This is a genomic window from Geodermatophilus sp. SYSU D00814 (assembly GCF_054050055.1).
The window spans coordinates 190,341-205,268 of the sequence record NZ_JBJGYP010000004.1; the positions used below are offsets into that span (position 1 = coordinate 190,341).

Annotated in this window: 12 protein-coding genes; 4 read left to right on the top strand and 8 right to left on the bottom strand. The window is 74.8% G+C overall.

Annotated features, from left to right (window positions below; genetic code table 11):
• Window positions 1-2 precede the first annotated feature (2 nt).
• The 7 genes from ACI780_RS04725 to ACI780_RS04755 form a co-directional block, all read right to left on the bottom strand.
• Window positions 3-830 (bottom strand): shikimate dehydrogenase, encoded by an 828-nt coding sequence (locus tag ACI780_RS04725; protein WP_456871494.1) that lies wholly within the window; start codon window positions 828-830, stop codon window positions 3-5.
• Complete coding sequence (mltG, locus tag ACI780_RS04730) at window positions 823-2,463, bottom strand: endolytic transglycosylase MltG (protein WP_456871493.1); 1,641 nt, start codon at window positions 2,461-2,463, stop codon at window positions 823-825. Before mltG ends, ACI780_RS04725 begins: the two co-directional genes overlap by 8 nt.
• Window positions 2,460-3,119 carry a Holliday junction resolvase RuvX gene (ruvX, locus tag ACI780_RS04735; RefSeq protein WP_457001117.1) on the bottom strand — a complete coding sequence of 220 codons (660 nt, stop codon included), beginning with the start codon at window positions 3,117-3,119 and terminating at the stop codon, window positions 2,460-2,462. Before ruvX ends, mltG begins: the two co-directional genes overlap by 4 nt.
• Before the next feature lie 5 nt (window positions 3,120-3,124).
• A complete protein-coding gene (alaS, locus tag ACI780_RS04740; RefSeq protein ID WP_457001119.1) occupies window positions 3,125-5,812 on the bottom strand; it encodes an alanine--tRNA ligase in 2,688 nt (895 codons plus the stop codon).
• A 65-nt stretch (window positions 5,813-5,877) separates the two neighbouring features.
• Window positions 5,878-6,174 (bottom strand): hypothetical protein, encoded by a 297-nt coding sequence (locus tag ACI780_RS04745; RefSeq protein ID WP_456871490.1) that lies wholly within the window; start codon window positions 6,172-6,174, stop codon window positions 5,878-5,880.
• Window positions 6,174-6,599, bottom strand: coding sequence for a DUF948 domain-containing protein (locus tag ACI780_RS04750; RefSeq protein WP_089404861.1), 426 nt, complete (start codon window positions 6,597-6,599; stop codon window positions 6,174-6,176). Before ACI780_RS04750 ends, ACI780_RS04745 begins: the two co-directional genes overlap by 1 nt.
• 81 nt (window positions 6,600-6,680) lie before the next feature.
• Window positions 6,681-8,012 carry a replication-associated recombination protein A gene (locus tag ACI780_RS04755; protein ID WP_456871489.1) on the bottom strand — a complete coding sequence of 444 codons (1,332 nt, stop codon included), beginning with the start codon at window positions 8,010-8,012 and terminating at the stop codon, window positions 6,681-6,683.
• A gap of 35 nt (window positions 8,013-8,047) precedes the next feature.
• Here ACI780_RS04755 and ACI780_RS04760 point away from each other — a divergent pair, with 35 nt between their 5' ends.
• Window positions 8,048-8,905 carry an aldo/keto reductase gene (locus ACI780_RS04760; protein WP_457001122.1) on the top strand — a complete coding sequence of 286 codons (858 nt, stop codon included), beginning with the start codon at window positions 8,048-8,050 and terminating at the stop codon, window positions 8,903-8,905.
• A gap of 181 nt (window positions 8,906-9,086) precedes the next feature.
• Entirely contained in the window at window positions 9,087-9,971 is an 885-nt protein-coding gene (locus ACI780_RS04765; RefSeq protein WP_457001124.1) for an endonuclease domain-containing protein, read from the top strand.
• A gap of 84 nt (window positions 9,972-10,055) precedes the next feature.
• Here ACI780_RS04765 and ACI780_RS04770 read toward each other — a convergent pair whose 3' ends face one another.
• Window positions 10,056-11,585: an APC family permease gene (locus tag ACI780_RS04770; protein ID WP_456871486.1), complete on the bottom strand. Its 1,530-nt coding sequence runs from the start codon at window positions 11,583-11,585 to the stop codon at window positions 10,056-10,058.
• A gap of 401 nt (window positions 11,586-11,986) precedes the next feature.
• Between ACI780_RS04770 and speB the strand changes: the two genes are divergently transcribed.
• Window positions 11,987-13,027, top strand: coding sequence for an agmatinase (gene speB / locus ACI780_RS04775; protein WP_456871485.1), 1,041 nt, complete (start codon window positions 11,987-11,989; stop codon window positions 13,025-13,027).
• Window positions 13,024-14,907, top strand: a complete 1,884-nt coding sequence (locus tag ACI780_RS04780; RefSeq protein ID WP_457001126.1) for a primary-amine oxidase — start codon at window positions 13,024-13,026, stop codon at window positions 14,905-14,907. Before speB ends, ACI780_RS04780 begins: the two co-directional genes overlap by 4 nt.
• Window positions 14,908-14,928: the final 21 nt, after the last annotated feature.

Here is a 14,928-nt window from a genome sequence, read left to right on the forward strand (position 1 = left end):
GGTCAGCGGGCGTCCAGGGCGGCGCGCATGGCGCCCAGCGGTGCGGGCTGCCCGGTCATCAGCTCCACCTGGACGGTGGCCTGCCAGAACAGCACCTCCAGGCCGCCGAGCACGGTGGCGCCCGCCGCCTCCGCCCGCGCGGCCAGCGGGGTGGGCCAGGGCGCGTAGAGGACGTCGAGCAGGGTCTGCCCGCCGCGCCACTGCAGGCCGGCGAGGTCGGGGTGCGCGCCGACCGGGACGGTGCTGACGACGACCGGCGCCTCGACCGGGCCGTCCGCGATCCGCCGGACGACGGCCTCGACGCCGAGCGCGCCCAGCACCCGTTCGACGTCGGCGGCCCGGGACGGCTCGCGGACGAGGAGGTCGACGGACTCCGCGCCGAGCTCGGCGAGCGCCACGGCCGCGGCGGCCGCCGTCCCCCCGGCGCCGACGATCGCGGCGTGCGCGACCCGCTCCACGCCGCCGACCTGCAGCGCCATCCCGACGCCGTGGACGTCGGTGTTCTCCGCCCGCCAGCCGGTGTCGGTGTGCACCAGCGTGTTGGCCGCCCCGAGCAGGCGCGGCAGCGGCTCGACGTCGTCGGCGACCGCGACGGCGGCCTGCTTGCAGGGCATGGTCACCGAGAACCCGCGCCACTCGGGCCCGAGCCCGGCCAGCAGGACCGGCAGGTCCTCGGGGCCGAGGTCGAGCGCGTCGTAGGTCCAGCCGGTCAGGCCGAGCGCGGCGTAGGCCGCGCGGTGCAGCAGCGGCGAGAGGGAGTGCCCGACCGGGCGGCCGAGGACGGCCGCCCGGCCGGCGGGACCCGCTCCGGGCACCGGCGCGTCAGCCACCGCACCCGAGGCCGGCGTCGGCGCAGCGCTGCCGGGCGGCCACGAACTCGTCGTAGCTGGCGGTGAAGAAGTGCCGGCCGTCCTGGGACTCCAGGACGTAGTACAGGAGGTCGCCGGTGGTCGGCGCGAGCGCCGCCTCCAGCGAGGCCTCCCCGGGCGCGCTGATCGGCGTCGGCGGCAGCCCCGCCCGCGTGCGGGTGTTGTACGGGCTGTCGGTCTGCAGGTCGGTGACGGTGAGCTCGTTGCCGTTCTTCTGCAGGCCGTAGGCGAGGGTGGCGTCGATGCCGAGCGGCATCCCCTCGGTGAGCCGGTTGTAGACCACCTGCGCCACGTTCGGGCGCTCCTCGTCGAGGAGGGTCTCCGACTGCACCATCGAGGCGACGACGACGACGTCGTACACCGAGCGGCCGGCCGCGGCGGCCCGCTGCTCGAGCTGCAGGTCCGCGGCCATCTCGGTGAAGCGCGAGACCATCGACCCCAGCACGTCGGCGGCGGTGGCGTCGGGCTCGACGTCGTAGGTGGCCGGGAACAGGAAGCCCTCGAGCTGGCCGTTGGCGTAGGCCGGAAGGCCCAGCGCGGCGGGGTCGGCCGCGGCGGCGCGCAGGTCCTCGATGGGCAGGCCGGTGGTCTCGGCGATGCGCTGCAGGGTGGCCTCGACGGTGAAGCCCTCGGGCACGGTGACCCGCGAGACCTGGCGGGTGGCGGGGTCGAGCAGCAGGTCGAGGGCGGCCGCGCCGCTCATCTGCTCGCGCATGCTGTAGACGCCGGGCTGGATGCCGGTGGCCGCGGGCTGGCCCTCGGCGGCGTCGACGAACGGCTCGCCGGAGGCGATGACGCCGGCGTCGACGAGCGTGCGGGCGATGTCGCTGAGGGTGTCGCCCTCCCCGACGCGGACCTGCACGGTCCCGGTGCCGGCGCCGGTGTAGTCCTCGGCCTCGGGGTTGACCAGCCCGATGAGGGCGCGGCCGCCGAAGACGATGCCGGCCACGAGGCCGGCGAGGACCAGCAGCGCGAGCAGGTTGGCCAGCGGGCTGCGGCGGCGCCTCCCCGAGCGGGTCGCGCGGCCCGAGCCGAGGACGGGGTGCTCGTCGGTGTGGTCGTCGTCGTGGTGGTGCAGATCGGTGTGGACGTCGTCGTGGTGCTCGTCCTCCGCGGCGGCGCGCCGGCCGCGGCGTCCCCGGCGACCGGGGTCGCGGCCGCCGGCGCCGAGGACCTCCAGGCCGCCGGTGGCCTCGTCGTCCTCGTGCGGGTCGGGGTCGGTGCGGTAGGCGGCCACGGTGGCGTCGGGGTCGGTGACGCCCCCGTCGGCACCGTCCCGGTCGGCCATCCGCGACCAGGCGCTCTTGGGGCGCGGCGGCAGGCCGGTCGCGGGCGGCTCGGGCGCACCGCCGGGCAGCGGCCCGGTGCGGTCGTCGTCGCGGTCGTCGTCGCCGGGGTCGGAGTGCCGGCCGCTGAGCACCGGCCCGGCCCACCGGGAGCCGGCGGCGCCGGGTCCGGTCGGGACCGGGCCCACCGGCAGCTGCGCGGTCCGGGGCAGGTCGACCGGCCGGTTGCCCTGCCAGGTGCCCGAGGGGAGGACGTCGGGTCCCGCGTGCCGGCCCCGCCCCCCGTACGGCGGGACCGGACCCGTCACGAGCGCTCCCGCTGGGAGTCGAGATAGGCCTGGAGGATGACCACGGCGGCGGCCTGGTCGATCACGGGGCGCTGGGCGCGGCTGTCGAGCCCGTTCGCCCGCAGGGAACTGGCTGCGGTCACGGTGGAGAGCCTCTCGTCGACGAGGTGCACGGGCACGCTGCCGATGCGCCCGGCGAGTGACCGAGAGTAGGCACGCGCTTCCCGCGCGGAGGCGCCCGACGCACCCGACAGGTGCCTCGGCTCCCCCACGATCACCTCTGTCACCTCGTGTTCGGCGACCAGCGCGGCGATCCGGTCCAGGTCGCCCCCGTCCCGGCGGCGCTCGACGGTCTCCAGCGGGCTGGCCAGCGTGCCGGTGGGGTCCGACAGCGCGACGCCGACCCGCACCGTGCCGACGTCGAGACCGAGCCGGCGGCCCTGCCGGGGACGGCGCGGGGGCAGCGGCAGCCCCTGCGACAGGTCGATCTCGGTGGTCTCGTTGCGGACCGGCGGGAACCCGGCGCGCAGGTCGATCTGCTCGGTGCGGTGGTGCACCGGCTGCGGCGGCTGCTGTCGGGGTGGCGCCTGCCGGGGCCGCGACGGCGGCACCGCCGGGCGGCCCTGGACGCGCCGCTCCCCCACGTCGCCGGTCTCGTCGGGGCGCTGCTGGGGCACTCCGGTCACCTCCCTGCGGCGGTCTCGACCGCCTGTTCGCCGGCCTGGAGGGCGGCGGGGATGCCGCCCGGGTCCGTGCCGCCCCCCTGGGCGACGTCGGCCTTCCCGCCACCCCGGCCTCCGACCGGGGCCGCCGCGGCGCGCAGCACGTCGTTGGCCGACAGGCCGCGCTCCTGCGCGGCCGGGGTGAGCGCGGCGACGAGAGCCACCTTGCCCCCGGCCTCCGAGGCGAGCAAGACGACACCCGGGCGCTCCCCGAGGCGCGCGCGGACGTCGAGCGCCAGCGTGCGCAGGTCGCCGCCGGAGAGCCCGGCCGGCGCGGCGGTGACGACGGCGACCCCGCCGACGTCGCGCGCGTCGGCGGCCAACTGCCCGGCCGCGGCCCGGTTCTGCTGGGCGCGCAGCTCGGCGATCTCCCGCTCGGCGTCGCGCAGCCGCGCCAGGATGCCGCCGACCCGGTCGGTGAGGCCGTCGGTGGGCGCCTTGAGCAGCTCGCCGAGCTGGCGGACGAGGTCGCGCTCGCGGGCGAGGTAGCGGAAGCCCTCGAGGCCGACGACGGCCTCGACGCGGCGCGCGCCCGACCCGACCGAGGACTCGCCGGTCAGCGCCAGCGTGCCGATCTGCGCGCTGCCGGTGACGTGCGTGCCACCGCAGAGCTCGCGCGACCAGGGCCCGCCGATCTCCACGACGCGCACCTGCTCGCCGTAGGTCTCGCCGAACAGCGCCAGCGCGCCGATGGCCTGGGCCTCGGGCAGCGTCATGTACTCGGCGCGCACCCGGTGGTCGGCGCGCACGGCGGCGTTGGCGACGTCCTCGATGTCGTGCCGCTGCTGCAGGGTGAGCGCCCCCTGCCAGGCGAAGTCCAGCCGCAGGTAGCCGGGGCGGTTGTAGGACCCGGACTGCAGCGCCTGCGGGCCGAGCACCTGGCGCAGCGCGGCGTGCACCACGTGCGTGCCCGAGTGCGCCTGGCAGGCCGACAGCCGCCACTCGCGGTCGACCTCGGCGGTCAGCTCGGCGCCCTCGGCGAGCTGGCCCTCGAGCACCCGCACCTGGTGCACGACCAGGCCCTTGACCGGGCGCTGCACGTCGAGCACCTCGGCGCGGCCGCCGTCCCAGCTCAGGGTGCCGGCGTCGGCCACCTGGCCGCCGGACTCGGCGTAGAAGGGTGTGCGGTCCAGGACGACGCGGGTGACCTCCCCCGGCCCGGCCGGCGCGGCGGGCGCGTCGTCCTCGCCCAGGTCGCCGACCACGCCGAGGACGCGCGAGTCGGTGCGCAGGGTGTCGTAGGCCCGCCAGTCGGTGGGGCCGTGCTCGGCGAGCAGCCGGCGGTAGGCGAGGACGTCGACCGAGCCGGTGCGCTTGGCGCGGGCGTCGGCGCGGGCCCGGTCGCGCTGCTGCTGCATGAGCGCGCGGAAGCCCGCCTCGTCGACGGTCACGCCCTGCTCGGCGGCCATCTCGAGGGTGACGTCGATCGGGAAGCCGTAGGTGTCGTGCAGCGAGAACGCCTGCTCCCCCGACAGCGACGGCGTGCCGGCGGCCTTGGCCTGCGCCACGGCGGTGTCGAACAGCGCGGTGCCGGAGGTGAGGGTGCGCCGGAACGCCTCCTCCTCGGCGTAGGCGACGGCGCTGATCCGGTCGAAGTCGGCGACGACCTCCGGGTAGCTCGCGCCCATCGCGTCGCGGGAGACCGGCAGCAGCTCGGGCAGGGTGGCGGCGTCGACGCCGAGCAGCCGCATCGAGCGCACGGCGCGGCGCAGCAGCCGGCGCAGGATGTAGCCGCGGCCCTCGTTGCCCGGCGTGACCCCGTCGCCGATGAGCATCAGCCCGCTGCGGACGTGGTCGGCGACCACCCGCAGCCGCACGTCGGCGTCGTGGTCCTTGCCGTAGGTGACCCCGGCGAGGTCGGCGGCGCGGCGCAGCACCGGCGCGACCTCGTCGATCTCGTACATGTTGTCGACGCCCTGCAGCAGGTAGGCCACCCGCTCCAGGCCCATGCCGGTGTCGATGTTCTTCTTCGGCAGCTCGCCGAGGACCCGGAAGTCCTCCTTGCTCCGGACGTCGGTGAGCTCGTACTGCATGAAGACGAGGTTCCAGATCTCCAGGAACCGGTCGCCGGCGGTGTCGACCAGCGGGCCGCCGTCCGGGCCGTACTCCGGACCGCGGTCGAAGTAGATCTCCGAGCACGGGCCACCGGGGCCGTCGGCACCGGTGTGCCAGTAGTTGTCCTTCTTGCCCAGCCGCTGGATGCGCTCGAGCGGCAGCCCGGCGATGCGGTGCCAGGCGTCGGCGGCCTCGTCGTCGTCGAGGTAGACGGTGACCCAGATGCGGTCGGGGTCGAAGCCGAGCCCGCCGTCCTCGACCCGCCCGGTGACCAGGTCCCAGGCGTGCTGGACGGCGCCCTCCTTGAAGTAGTCGCCGAAGGAGAAGTTGCCGTTCATCTGGAAGAACGTGCCGTGGCGGGTGGTCTTGCCCACCTCCTCGATGTCGAGGGTGCGCACGCACTTCTGCACGCTGGTGGCCCGCGGGAACGGCGCGGGCTCCCGGCCGGTCAGGTACGGGATGAACGGCACCATGCCGGCGACGGTGAACAGCAGCGAGGGGTCGGGCGACACCAGCGAGGCGCTGGGGACGACGGTGTGGCCGCGCTGCTCGAAGTGGTGCAGGAAGCGGCGGCGGATCTCGGCGGTCTGCATGGCCTACTCGGTCTCTGGCGACAGGGGTGTGGCGGCGGGGACGTCCCCCGCGGGGTGGGAGCTGCTCAGCGGTCGGCCGCGTGTGCGCCGCGCCGCGCCGGCAGCGTGGGCAGCTGGGCCTGGTCGCGGTCGGGCAGCGGCGCGTCGAGGCCGGTGCCGGCGCGCAGCTCCTCCTCGCGCGCGGCGGCCGCGGCGCGCACGTCGGCGCCGAAGTCGCCGATGGCCTCGGCGAGCTCGCGCAGGCTCTCGGCCAGGGCCCCGGCCACGCCCTGGGGCGTGAGCTTCTCGGCCGCGCGGGAGAGCTTGCGGACGACGAGGGCGCCGATCGTGACGCCCATCGCGAGCCAGAACAGCCGGCGCATCAGGCGGCCCGCCGGGCGGCGCGCCGCGCGCGGCGGTCGGCCTTGTCGCGGGCGGCGGCCTCGGCGATCGCCTGGCCCTCCCGGCGCTTGCGGGTGGCGCTGCGCACGCCGTAGCTGAACGCGGCGACCTTGATCAGCGGGCTGCCGACGGTGGCGGCGACGACGCTGGTCAGCGCGGCGACGTTGCTCGACACGTTGGCCGCGTTGCCGGTGATGTCGTCGACCCGCTCGAGGTTGCTGTTGACCTGGGCGATGGTGGTCTGGGCCTGGCCGAGGATCGGCTGGCTCTGCTCGCGCACCTGGCGGATGGTCAGCGTCGTCTCGTCCAGCGTGCGCCCGAGCTTGAGCAGCGGGACGGCGAGCAACGCCACCAGCAGCACCAGCGCCAGGGCGGCGATCAGTCCGGCCCACTCTCCTGCGGACACGCGGCGTCTCCTCTTCTCGCGTCGGCGGCCGGCGTGGTCGGCAACGCCCGGCGTGGCCACAGTAGTCGCGGCCCCCGGCGGTCAGCGGGTACGCCGGAGGATGGCCCGGAGCTTGGCCAGCCGCGCGCCGATGGCGCTCTCCGCGCCGCGGCTGGTGGGCCGGTAGTAGTCGCGCCCGACCAGCGCGTCGGGCGGGTACTGCTGCGGCACGATGCCCTCGGGCGCGTCGTGCGGGTAGACGTAGGTCTTCCCGTGGCCGAGCTGCTTCGCGCCGGCGTAGTGCGCGTCGCGCAGCCCGGGGGGCACCGGCCCGGCCAGCCCCGCCCGCACGTCGGCGACCGACTCGCCGATGGCCACGGTGACCGCGTTGGACTTCGGCGCGGTGGCCAGGTGGACGACGGCGTGCGCGAGCGGGAAGTGGCCCTCGGGCATGCCGATGAAGGCGACCGCCTCGGCCGCGGCGACGGCGGTCTGCAGCGCCGTCGGGTCGGCCATGCCGATGTCCTCGCTGGCGGCGATGACCAGCCGGCGGGCGATGAACCGCGGGTCCTCCCCCGCCACGACCATGCGCGCCAGGTAGTGCAGGGCGGCGTCGACGTCGCTGCCACGGATGGACTTGATCAGCGCGCTGGCGACGTCGTAGTGCGCGTCGCCCTGCCGGTCGTAGCGGACGGCGGCCTGCGCGACGGCGGTCTCCAGCGTGGCGAGGTCGATCTCGCTCGCGCCCGCCGACCGCGCGGCGCCGGCCCCGGACTCCAGCGCGGTGAGCGCCTTGCGCCCGTCGCCGCCCGCGACGCGGACCAGGTGCTCCTCGGCCTCGGCGCTCAGCGTCACCGCGCCGCCCAGCCCGCGCTCGCTGGTGAGGGCGCGGTGCAGCAGCGCGCGGACGTCGTCGTCGGACAGCGGCTGCAGGGCGAGCACGAGGCTGCGGGACAGGAGCGGGCTGACGACCGAGAAGAACGGGTTCTCCGTGGTGGCCGCGATCAGGCTGACGATGCGGTCCTCGACCGCCGAGAGCAGGGAGTCCTGCTGGGTCTTGGAGAAGCGGTGCACCTCGTCGATGAACAGCACGGTGCGCCGGCCGGCGTAGGTGAGCTCCCGCTTGGCGCCGGAGATGACCGCGCGGACCTCCTTGACGCCGGCGTCGAGGGCCGACAGCTGCACGAACTGGCGCTTGGTGGCCAGGGAGATGACGTGCGCCAGGGTGGTCTTGCCGGTGCCCGGCGGGCCGTAGAGGACCAGCGACATGGGCTCGTCGGCCTCCACCAGCCGCCGCAGCGGCGCGCGCGGGCCGAGCAGGTGCGACTGGCCGACGACCTCGTCGAGCGAGCGCGGCCGCATGCGCACCGCCAGCGGCGCACCGGGGTCGGGGGCGCCGCTCTCCTCCGCCGGCTCGTCGAACAGCGACGTCACGGGTAGTGACGCTACCCGCGGGGCACGACAGCCCCGTGCAGCAGCGACACATCGGAGACCGCACCGTCAGCGCCGTCGGGCTCGGGGCGATGCCCCTGTCCACCCGGACCGACCGCCCCTCCCGCGAGGACGCCGTCGCCACCGTGCACGCCGCGCTCGACGCGGGCGTGACGCTGGTCGACACCGCCGACGCCTACGCCCTCGACGAGTCGGAGTTCGGGCACAACGAGTCCCTCGTGGCCGAGGCCCTGGCCTCCTACGGCCCGGGCGCGGACGACGTGCTCGTGGCCACCAAGGGCGGGCACACCCGCCGCGGCACCGACTGGGAGCTCGACGGGTCCCCGGGCTACCTGCGGCGGGCGTGCGAGGCGTCGCTGCGGCGGCTCGGCGTCGAGGCGATCGGGCTCTACCAGTTCCACCGGCCCGACCCCGCGACGCCGTGGGAGGAGTCGATGGGCGGGCTGCGCCAGCTCGCCGACGACGGCCTGGTGCAGATGGTGGGCATCTCCAACGCCGACGTCGCCCAGATCGACGTCGCCCGCTCGATCGTGGGCCCGGCGCTGGTGGCGGTGCAGAACCAGTTCTCGCCGGGGTGGCGGCACTCGGCCGGCGAGATCGCGCACTGCGCCGGGCACGGGCTGGCGTTCATCCCGTGGAGCCCGTTCGGCGGCGTGTCGTCGGCGGGGTCGCTGGGGTCGGCGGCGCCGCAGTTCGCCGAGGTCGCCGAGGAGCTGGGCGTGTCGGTGTACCGGGTGACGCTGGCCTGGCACCTCGCGCAGGCCGACGTCGTGGTGCCCATCCCGGGGGCGTCGCGGGCGTCGTCGATCCGCGACTCCGCGGCCGCCGCCGACCTGCGGCTCACCCCCGAGCAGCTGGCCCGCCTGGACGGCTGAGCGCCCTGCTGCGTGCGCGTTGATCATCGGGTGCGTGCACGACACCGCGCGGGACACGCCGCACCGCCGTGCACGCATCCGGTGATCACTGCCGGAGGCGCCGTCGTGCACAGCCGGGGAGCCCGTCCACAGCCGGCCGCACGGCACCCGTCGGACGCCGCCGCGGCCCGACGGTGGCCGCATGGAGAACCTGGACCTCGGGTCGAGCTGGACGTGGACGGACGCGCGGCGGCGAGGGGCCACGCGACGACAGATCGCCGAAGGCGGCGAGCTGCTCACGCGGAGCCTGTACCTGTCCCGCGCGGAACCGTCCTCGCTGGCCGTGCGCTGCCGGGCCTGGGTGCGACTGCTCCCGTCCGACGCAGCCTTCGGGCTGGAGACCGGCGCCACCCTGCTCGGCGCGCACACTGACCCTCCACCTGAGGTCCAGGTGGTCCTGCGTCCACGTCCGGTGCTGCCGCAGCGGCGCGGCCTCGCCGTCGCGGTCCGCCGGCTGACCGGGGACGACGTGGTGGTGCACGAGGGTCTACGCGTCACCTCGGGCGCGCAGACCCTCCTCGACCTGGCCCCCCGGCTGCCGCCGGCCGAGCTCGTCGCGGTGGGTGACGCGATGCTCCGCGCCGGACACCTCACCGATGCGTCACTGCGCGCCCGCCTCGCTCGCGCCGACCGCGTCCGGGGCGTGGTCCGCGCCCGCGCCTGCGCGGACCTGCTCGACGCCCGCGCGATGTCCCGCCCGGAGAGCCTGCTGCGCTACTGGCTCGCGACGAGCGACCTGCCCGCACCGCAGGTGCAGCTGCCGATCACCGACCGGACGGGGCGGGTCGTGGCCCACGCCGACCTGGGCTGGGAGCGCCATCGCATCGCGGTCGAGTACGAGGGTCGCCAGCACGCCGAGGCCGGGCAGTTCGGCCGCGACGTCGACCGCTACTCGCTCATGGGCGCCGGCGGGTGGCTGGTGCTGCGCTTCGCGGCCCGTCACCTGGGCGGACCGGCCGTCGTCGTCGAGCGGTCGCGTGCGGCCCTGCTCGGCCGCGGGTGGCGCCCGGGCGCGGTCCCCTCGTGACCATCGGACGTGTGCACGGGACACGCGACGACACGCCGCGCGACCGTGCACACGTCCGATGATCAACCAGAGGACGGGCCTACCTCAGTCGTCGAAGACGAGCGACGGGGTGTCCTGCTGCAGCGTCTGGCCGCGGAAGAACTCCGGGTGCCGCGAGCGCCACACCAGCATGAGCACCGCGCCGAGCACGAGCAGGCCGATGCCGATGACGAACACGCTGCCCAGCCCGAACACCGACGAGCCGCTGCCGTAGGCGGGGTCGAGGGTGTCGATCGCGGTCTGGACGAACACCGCCGTCAGCATCAGGGCCCCGAGCAGGGGCACGATGCCCTTGATCCACAGGTCCTTCACGCTGCGCCGCAGCTCGTGGCGGAAGTACCAGACGCAGGCGTAGGCGGTCAGCCCGTAGTAGAAGCAGATCATCAGCCCGAGCGCGTAGATCGTGTCGATGAGCACGTTCTCGCTGATGAGCGTCATCCCCACGTAGAACAGCGCGGTCGCGACGCCGGCGACCAGCGTGGCCGTCGACGGGCCCCGGTAGCGCGGGTGCACCTCGGCCAGGCCCTTGGGCAGCGCGCCGTAGGTGGCCATCGCCAGCAGGGTGCGCGTCGGCGGGAGGAACGTGGTCTGCAGCGACGACGCCGAGCTCGCCACCACCGCGAGGAAGAGCAGGAACGCCAGCCCCGGGCCGAGCACCGGACCGGCGAGGGCGGCGAAGACGTTGTCACCGGTGTCGGGGTTGCCCAGCCCCGTGCCCTCGGTGCCGATGCCGGCGTACATCTGCACCGCGATGGCCGCGGTCAGGTACGTGAGCACGATGACGACGATGGTCAGCAGCGCCGCCCGCCCGGGCGTGCGCGCCGAGCCGGTCGTCTCCTCGTTGACCGTCAGGCAGGTGTCCCAGCCCCAGTAGATGAACAGCGACAGCGACAGCCCCGCGGTGAAGGCGCTGAACGAGGAGACCGCGGTCGGGTCCAGCCAGGAGAACTCGAACGGGATGCCGCCCGGCGCCGAGCCGGACTTGACCAGCGCCAGCACCACGAACAGCAGCAGCACGGCCATCTGGAAGCCGACCAGCGTGTACTGCAGCCGCTTGGTCGCCTCGACCCCGCGGTAGGTGATCCAGGTGGCCAGCGCCACGAACACCACGCAGGTCACCACGTTGACCAGCCGGTTGTCACCGAGCGCGCCGACGCTCTCGGAGCCGGTGATCTCACCGAGCAGCAGGTAGAAGAAGGAGACGGCGACCCCGGCGAGGTTGGACAGCACGATGACCGTCGCCAGCAGCGCCCCCCAGCCGGCCAGCCAGCCGACGTAGGGGTTGAACGCCTTGGTGGCCCAGGTGAACGAGGTGCCGCAGTCCGGCGCGACCCGGTTGAGCTCCCGGTAGCCGTAGGCCACCAGCAGCATGGGGATGAAGCCGACGAGGAAGACGGCCGGCATCTGCAGGCCGACCTCGGTCACCGTCGGGCCCAGCGTCGCGGTGAGCGCGTAGACCGGCGCGATGCTGGAGATGCCGAGGACGACGCTGGCGAGCAGGCCGACCGAGTTCTTCGACAGGCCCTTGGCCCTCAGGTCCGCCGGCCCGGTCGCCGACCGCTGGTCCAGAGTCATGCACGTCCTCCTCGTCGCGCCGAGCCGGCGCACAGGCAGACCCGGCGTGTGCGGCGGGTCACAGCGGAGACGATCAGGCGGCCGTCGCGGGAGCGGAAGACTCCGCCCCGTACACCGGCGGGGCGGTGCGTCGACAGTCCGGCGCCTCCCGTCCCGCGGATCCCCGCGTCGGAGGCGCGCCCGGCCACCGTTTCGCGCGCCTCCGAACGCCGGACGCACGCTTTCCGCGGCGATCCGGCCCGACGGCCGCGACCCCCCGCCCGACCGCGGCAACGAGCGGCCGGGCGAGCGCCAGATTCCGGATTCCGTCGTCCGGGGCCCTTGACAGCGCGGATCCCGTCGTCAGGATGGACCCGTACCCTGCGGGCACACCGGCCGCACGAAGGATCGGACTCGACGCGATGACGCGCTATGGCGCCCAGTACGGGCCCGACATCACCTACCTCGGCGTCGAGCGGTGTGATCTCGACGACCCCGCCACGTACGACGGCGCCGACGTCGTCGTCCTCGGGGCGCCCTTCGACGGGGGGACGTCGCACCGGCCCGGCACCCGCTTCGGCCCGCAGGCCATCCGGATGACCGACTACCTGCCGCACGACGGCTCCCGGCCCAGCCTGGCGCTGCGCACCGACGGCCTGCGCGACCTGCGGGTGCTCGACGCCGGCGACGTCGAGATGTACTCCGGCGACATCGAGACGGCCCTGCCGGCGCTGGAGGCCGCCGTCGAGAGGGTCGCCCGCGCCGGCGCGATCCCGGTCGTGCTCGGCGGGGACCACTCGATCGCCTTCGCCGACGCCAAGGGCGTCGCCAACGTCCTCGGCCACGGCCGGGTCTCGATGATCCACTTCGACGCGCACGCCGACACCGGCGACATCGAGTTCGGCTCGCTGTGGGGCCACGGCCAGCCCATGCGCCGGCTGATCGAGTCCGGCGCGCTGCGCGGCGACCGGTTCCTGCAGGTCGGGCTGCGCGGTTACTGGCCGCCGCCGGAGACCCTCGACTGGATGGCGCAGCGGCGGATGCGCTCCTACGAGATGACCGAGATCGGGCACCGCGGGCTGGACGCGTGCCTCACCGAGGCCTCCGCCATCGCCACCGACGAGTGCGACGGCGTCTTCCTCTCCGTCGACATCGACGTCTGCGACCCCGGGCACGCGCCGGGCACCGGCACCCCCGAGCCCGGCGGGCTGACCGCGCGGCAACTGCTCGACGCCGTCCGCCGGCTCTGCCTCGAGCTGCCGGTGGTCGGGGTCGACGTCGTCGAGGTCAGCCCGCCCTACGACCACGCCGACGTCACCGCCGCCCTCGCCAACCGGGTGGTGCTCGAGGCCCTCTCGGCCATCGCCCGCCGCCGCCGCGACGCCCGCGACGGCACCCGCTGGGACCCCGCCCTCCCCCTCCTCGCCGACCGCCCCGACCCGACCCCGGAGACCCAGGCATGACCGCTCACCCGCTCGACCCGCTGACCACCGACGAGTTCCGCGCGGCCGCGGCCGTCCTCCGCCGCGACAAGGGGGTCGACGAGCGCTGGCGGTTCGCCTCGATCGAGCTCAGGGAGCCGGCCAAGGACGTCGTCCGCGCGTTCACCCCCGGCGACCCGGTCCGGCGCGAGGCCCGTGTCACCGTGTGGAGCCGCGATGAGGGGACGCCGTACAAGGCCGTCGTCTCGCTCACCGACGACGCCGTCGTCTCGTGGGAGGCGGTGCCCGGCCAGCAGGCCAACATGACCCTCGACGAGTGGCACGAGGCGCACGAGGTGCTCATCCGGCACCCCGACGTCGTGGCGGCGCTGGCCAAGCGCGGCATCACCGACCTCGACCTGGTGCTCATCGACACCTGGGCCTACGGCCACTCGCTCATCCCGCAGGGGCTGCAGGACCGCCGGGTCGGCTGGACCGACGTGTGGCGGCGCTCGGCCCCGGACGCCAACCCCTACGCCAACCCGGTGATGGGGCTGCACTTCGTCGTCGACCTCAACACGATGGAGCTGCTGCAGATCGAGGACACCCCGCCGCCGGCGCAGCCCGCCGTCATGGGCGAGTACCTGCCCGCGCTGGTGCCCGGCCTGCAGCAGCGCACCGACGTCCGGCCGCTGGAGATCACCCAGCCCGAGGGCGTCTCCTTCGCGCTCGACGGCTCCGAGCTGCGCTGGCAGAAGTGGTCGATGCGGCTGGGCTTCAACCACCGCGAGGGCCTGGTGATCCACCGGGTCGCCTACGACGGCCGCCCGATCGCGCACCGGATGTCCTTCGCCGAGATGGTCGTGCCCTACCGCGACCCCAGCCCCGACCACCACCGGCGCACCGCCTTCGACATCGGCGAGTGGGGCCTGGGCTACATGACCACGTCGCTGAAGCTCGGCTGCGACTGCCTCGGCGAGATCACCTACGTCGACGCCGTCCTCAGCGACAGCCGCGGCGAGCCCTACACCATCGAGAACGCCATCTGCCTGCACGAGGAGGACGACGGCGTGCTGTGGAAGCACGTCGACGAGCAGGCGGGGTCGGAGGTGCGGCGCTCGCGGCGGATGGTCGTCTCGTTCCACGCGACGGTGGCCAACTACGAGTACCTGACCTACTGGCGCTTCTACCAGGACGGCACGGTGCAGTGCGAGGTCCGCGCCACCGGGATCATGGTGACCAGCGCCTACGAGGGCACCCCGCCGGCGTACGGCACCGTCGTCGACGAGCGCACCTACGCACCGATCCACCAGCACTTCATCGTCGCCCGGCTCGACATGGAGGTCGACGGCCCGGACAACACCGTCGTCGTCACCGAGAGCGAGGCGCTGCCGGTCTCCGACGACAACCCCTACGGCCTGGCGGTGGTCACCCGCAGCCGGCCGGTGCGCTCGGAGGCCGAGGGCCGCGTCGACGTCGACTTCGCCAGCCAGCGGTCGGTCAAGGTGGTCAACCGCACCCGGCCCAACCGGCTCGGGACCGCCCCGGGCTACAAGCTGTACGCCAACTCGCCGCTGCCGGCCCTGGCCGACCCCAGCGCGCCGTTCCGGCAGCGGGCCCAGGTCATCGACCACCCGGTGTGGGTCAGCCGCTTCGACGAGGAGGAGCGCTGGCCGGCCGGCGAGTTCTGCAACCAGAGCCGCCGGGACGCCGGGCTGCCGGTCTGGCAGGAGGCCGACCGCCCGCTGGAGGACACCGACGTGGTGCTGTGGCACGTGTTCGGCATCCACCACGTGCCGCGGCCCGAGGACTGGCCGGTCATGCCGGTCGACGTGGTGTCCTTCGAGCTCAAGCCGGTCGGCTTCTTCGACCGCAACCCGGCCCTGGACGTGCCGCCGTCCACCGCGGGGCACTGCCACTGAGGAAGGACCCCGCTGCTGAGT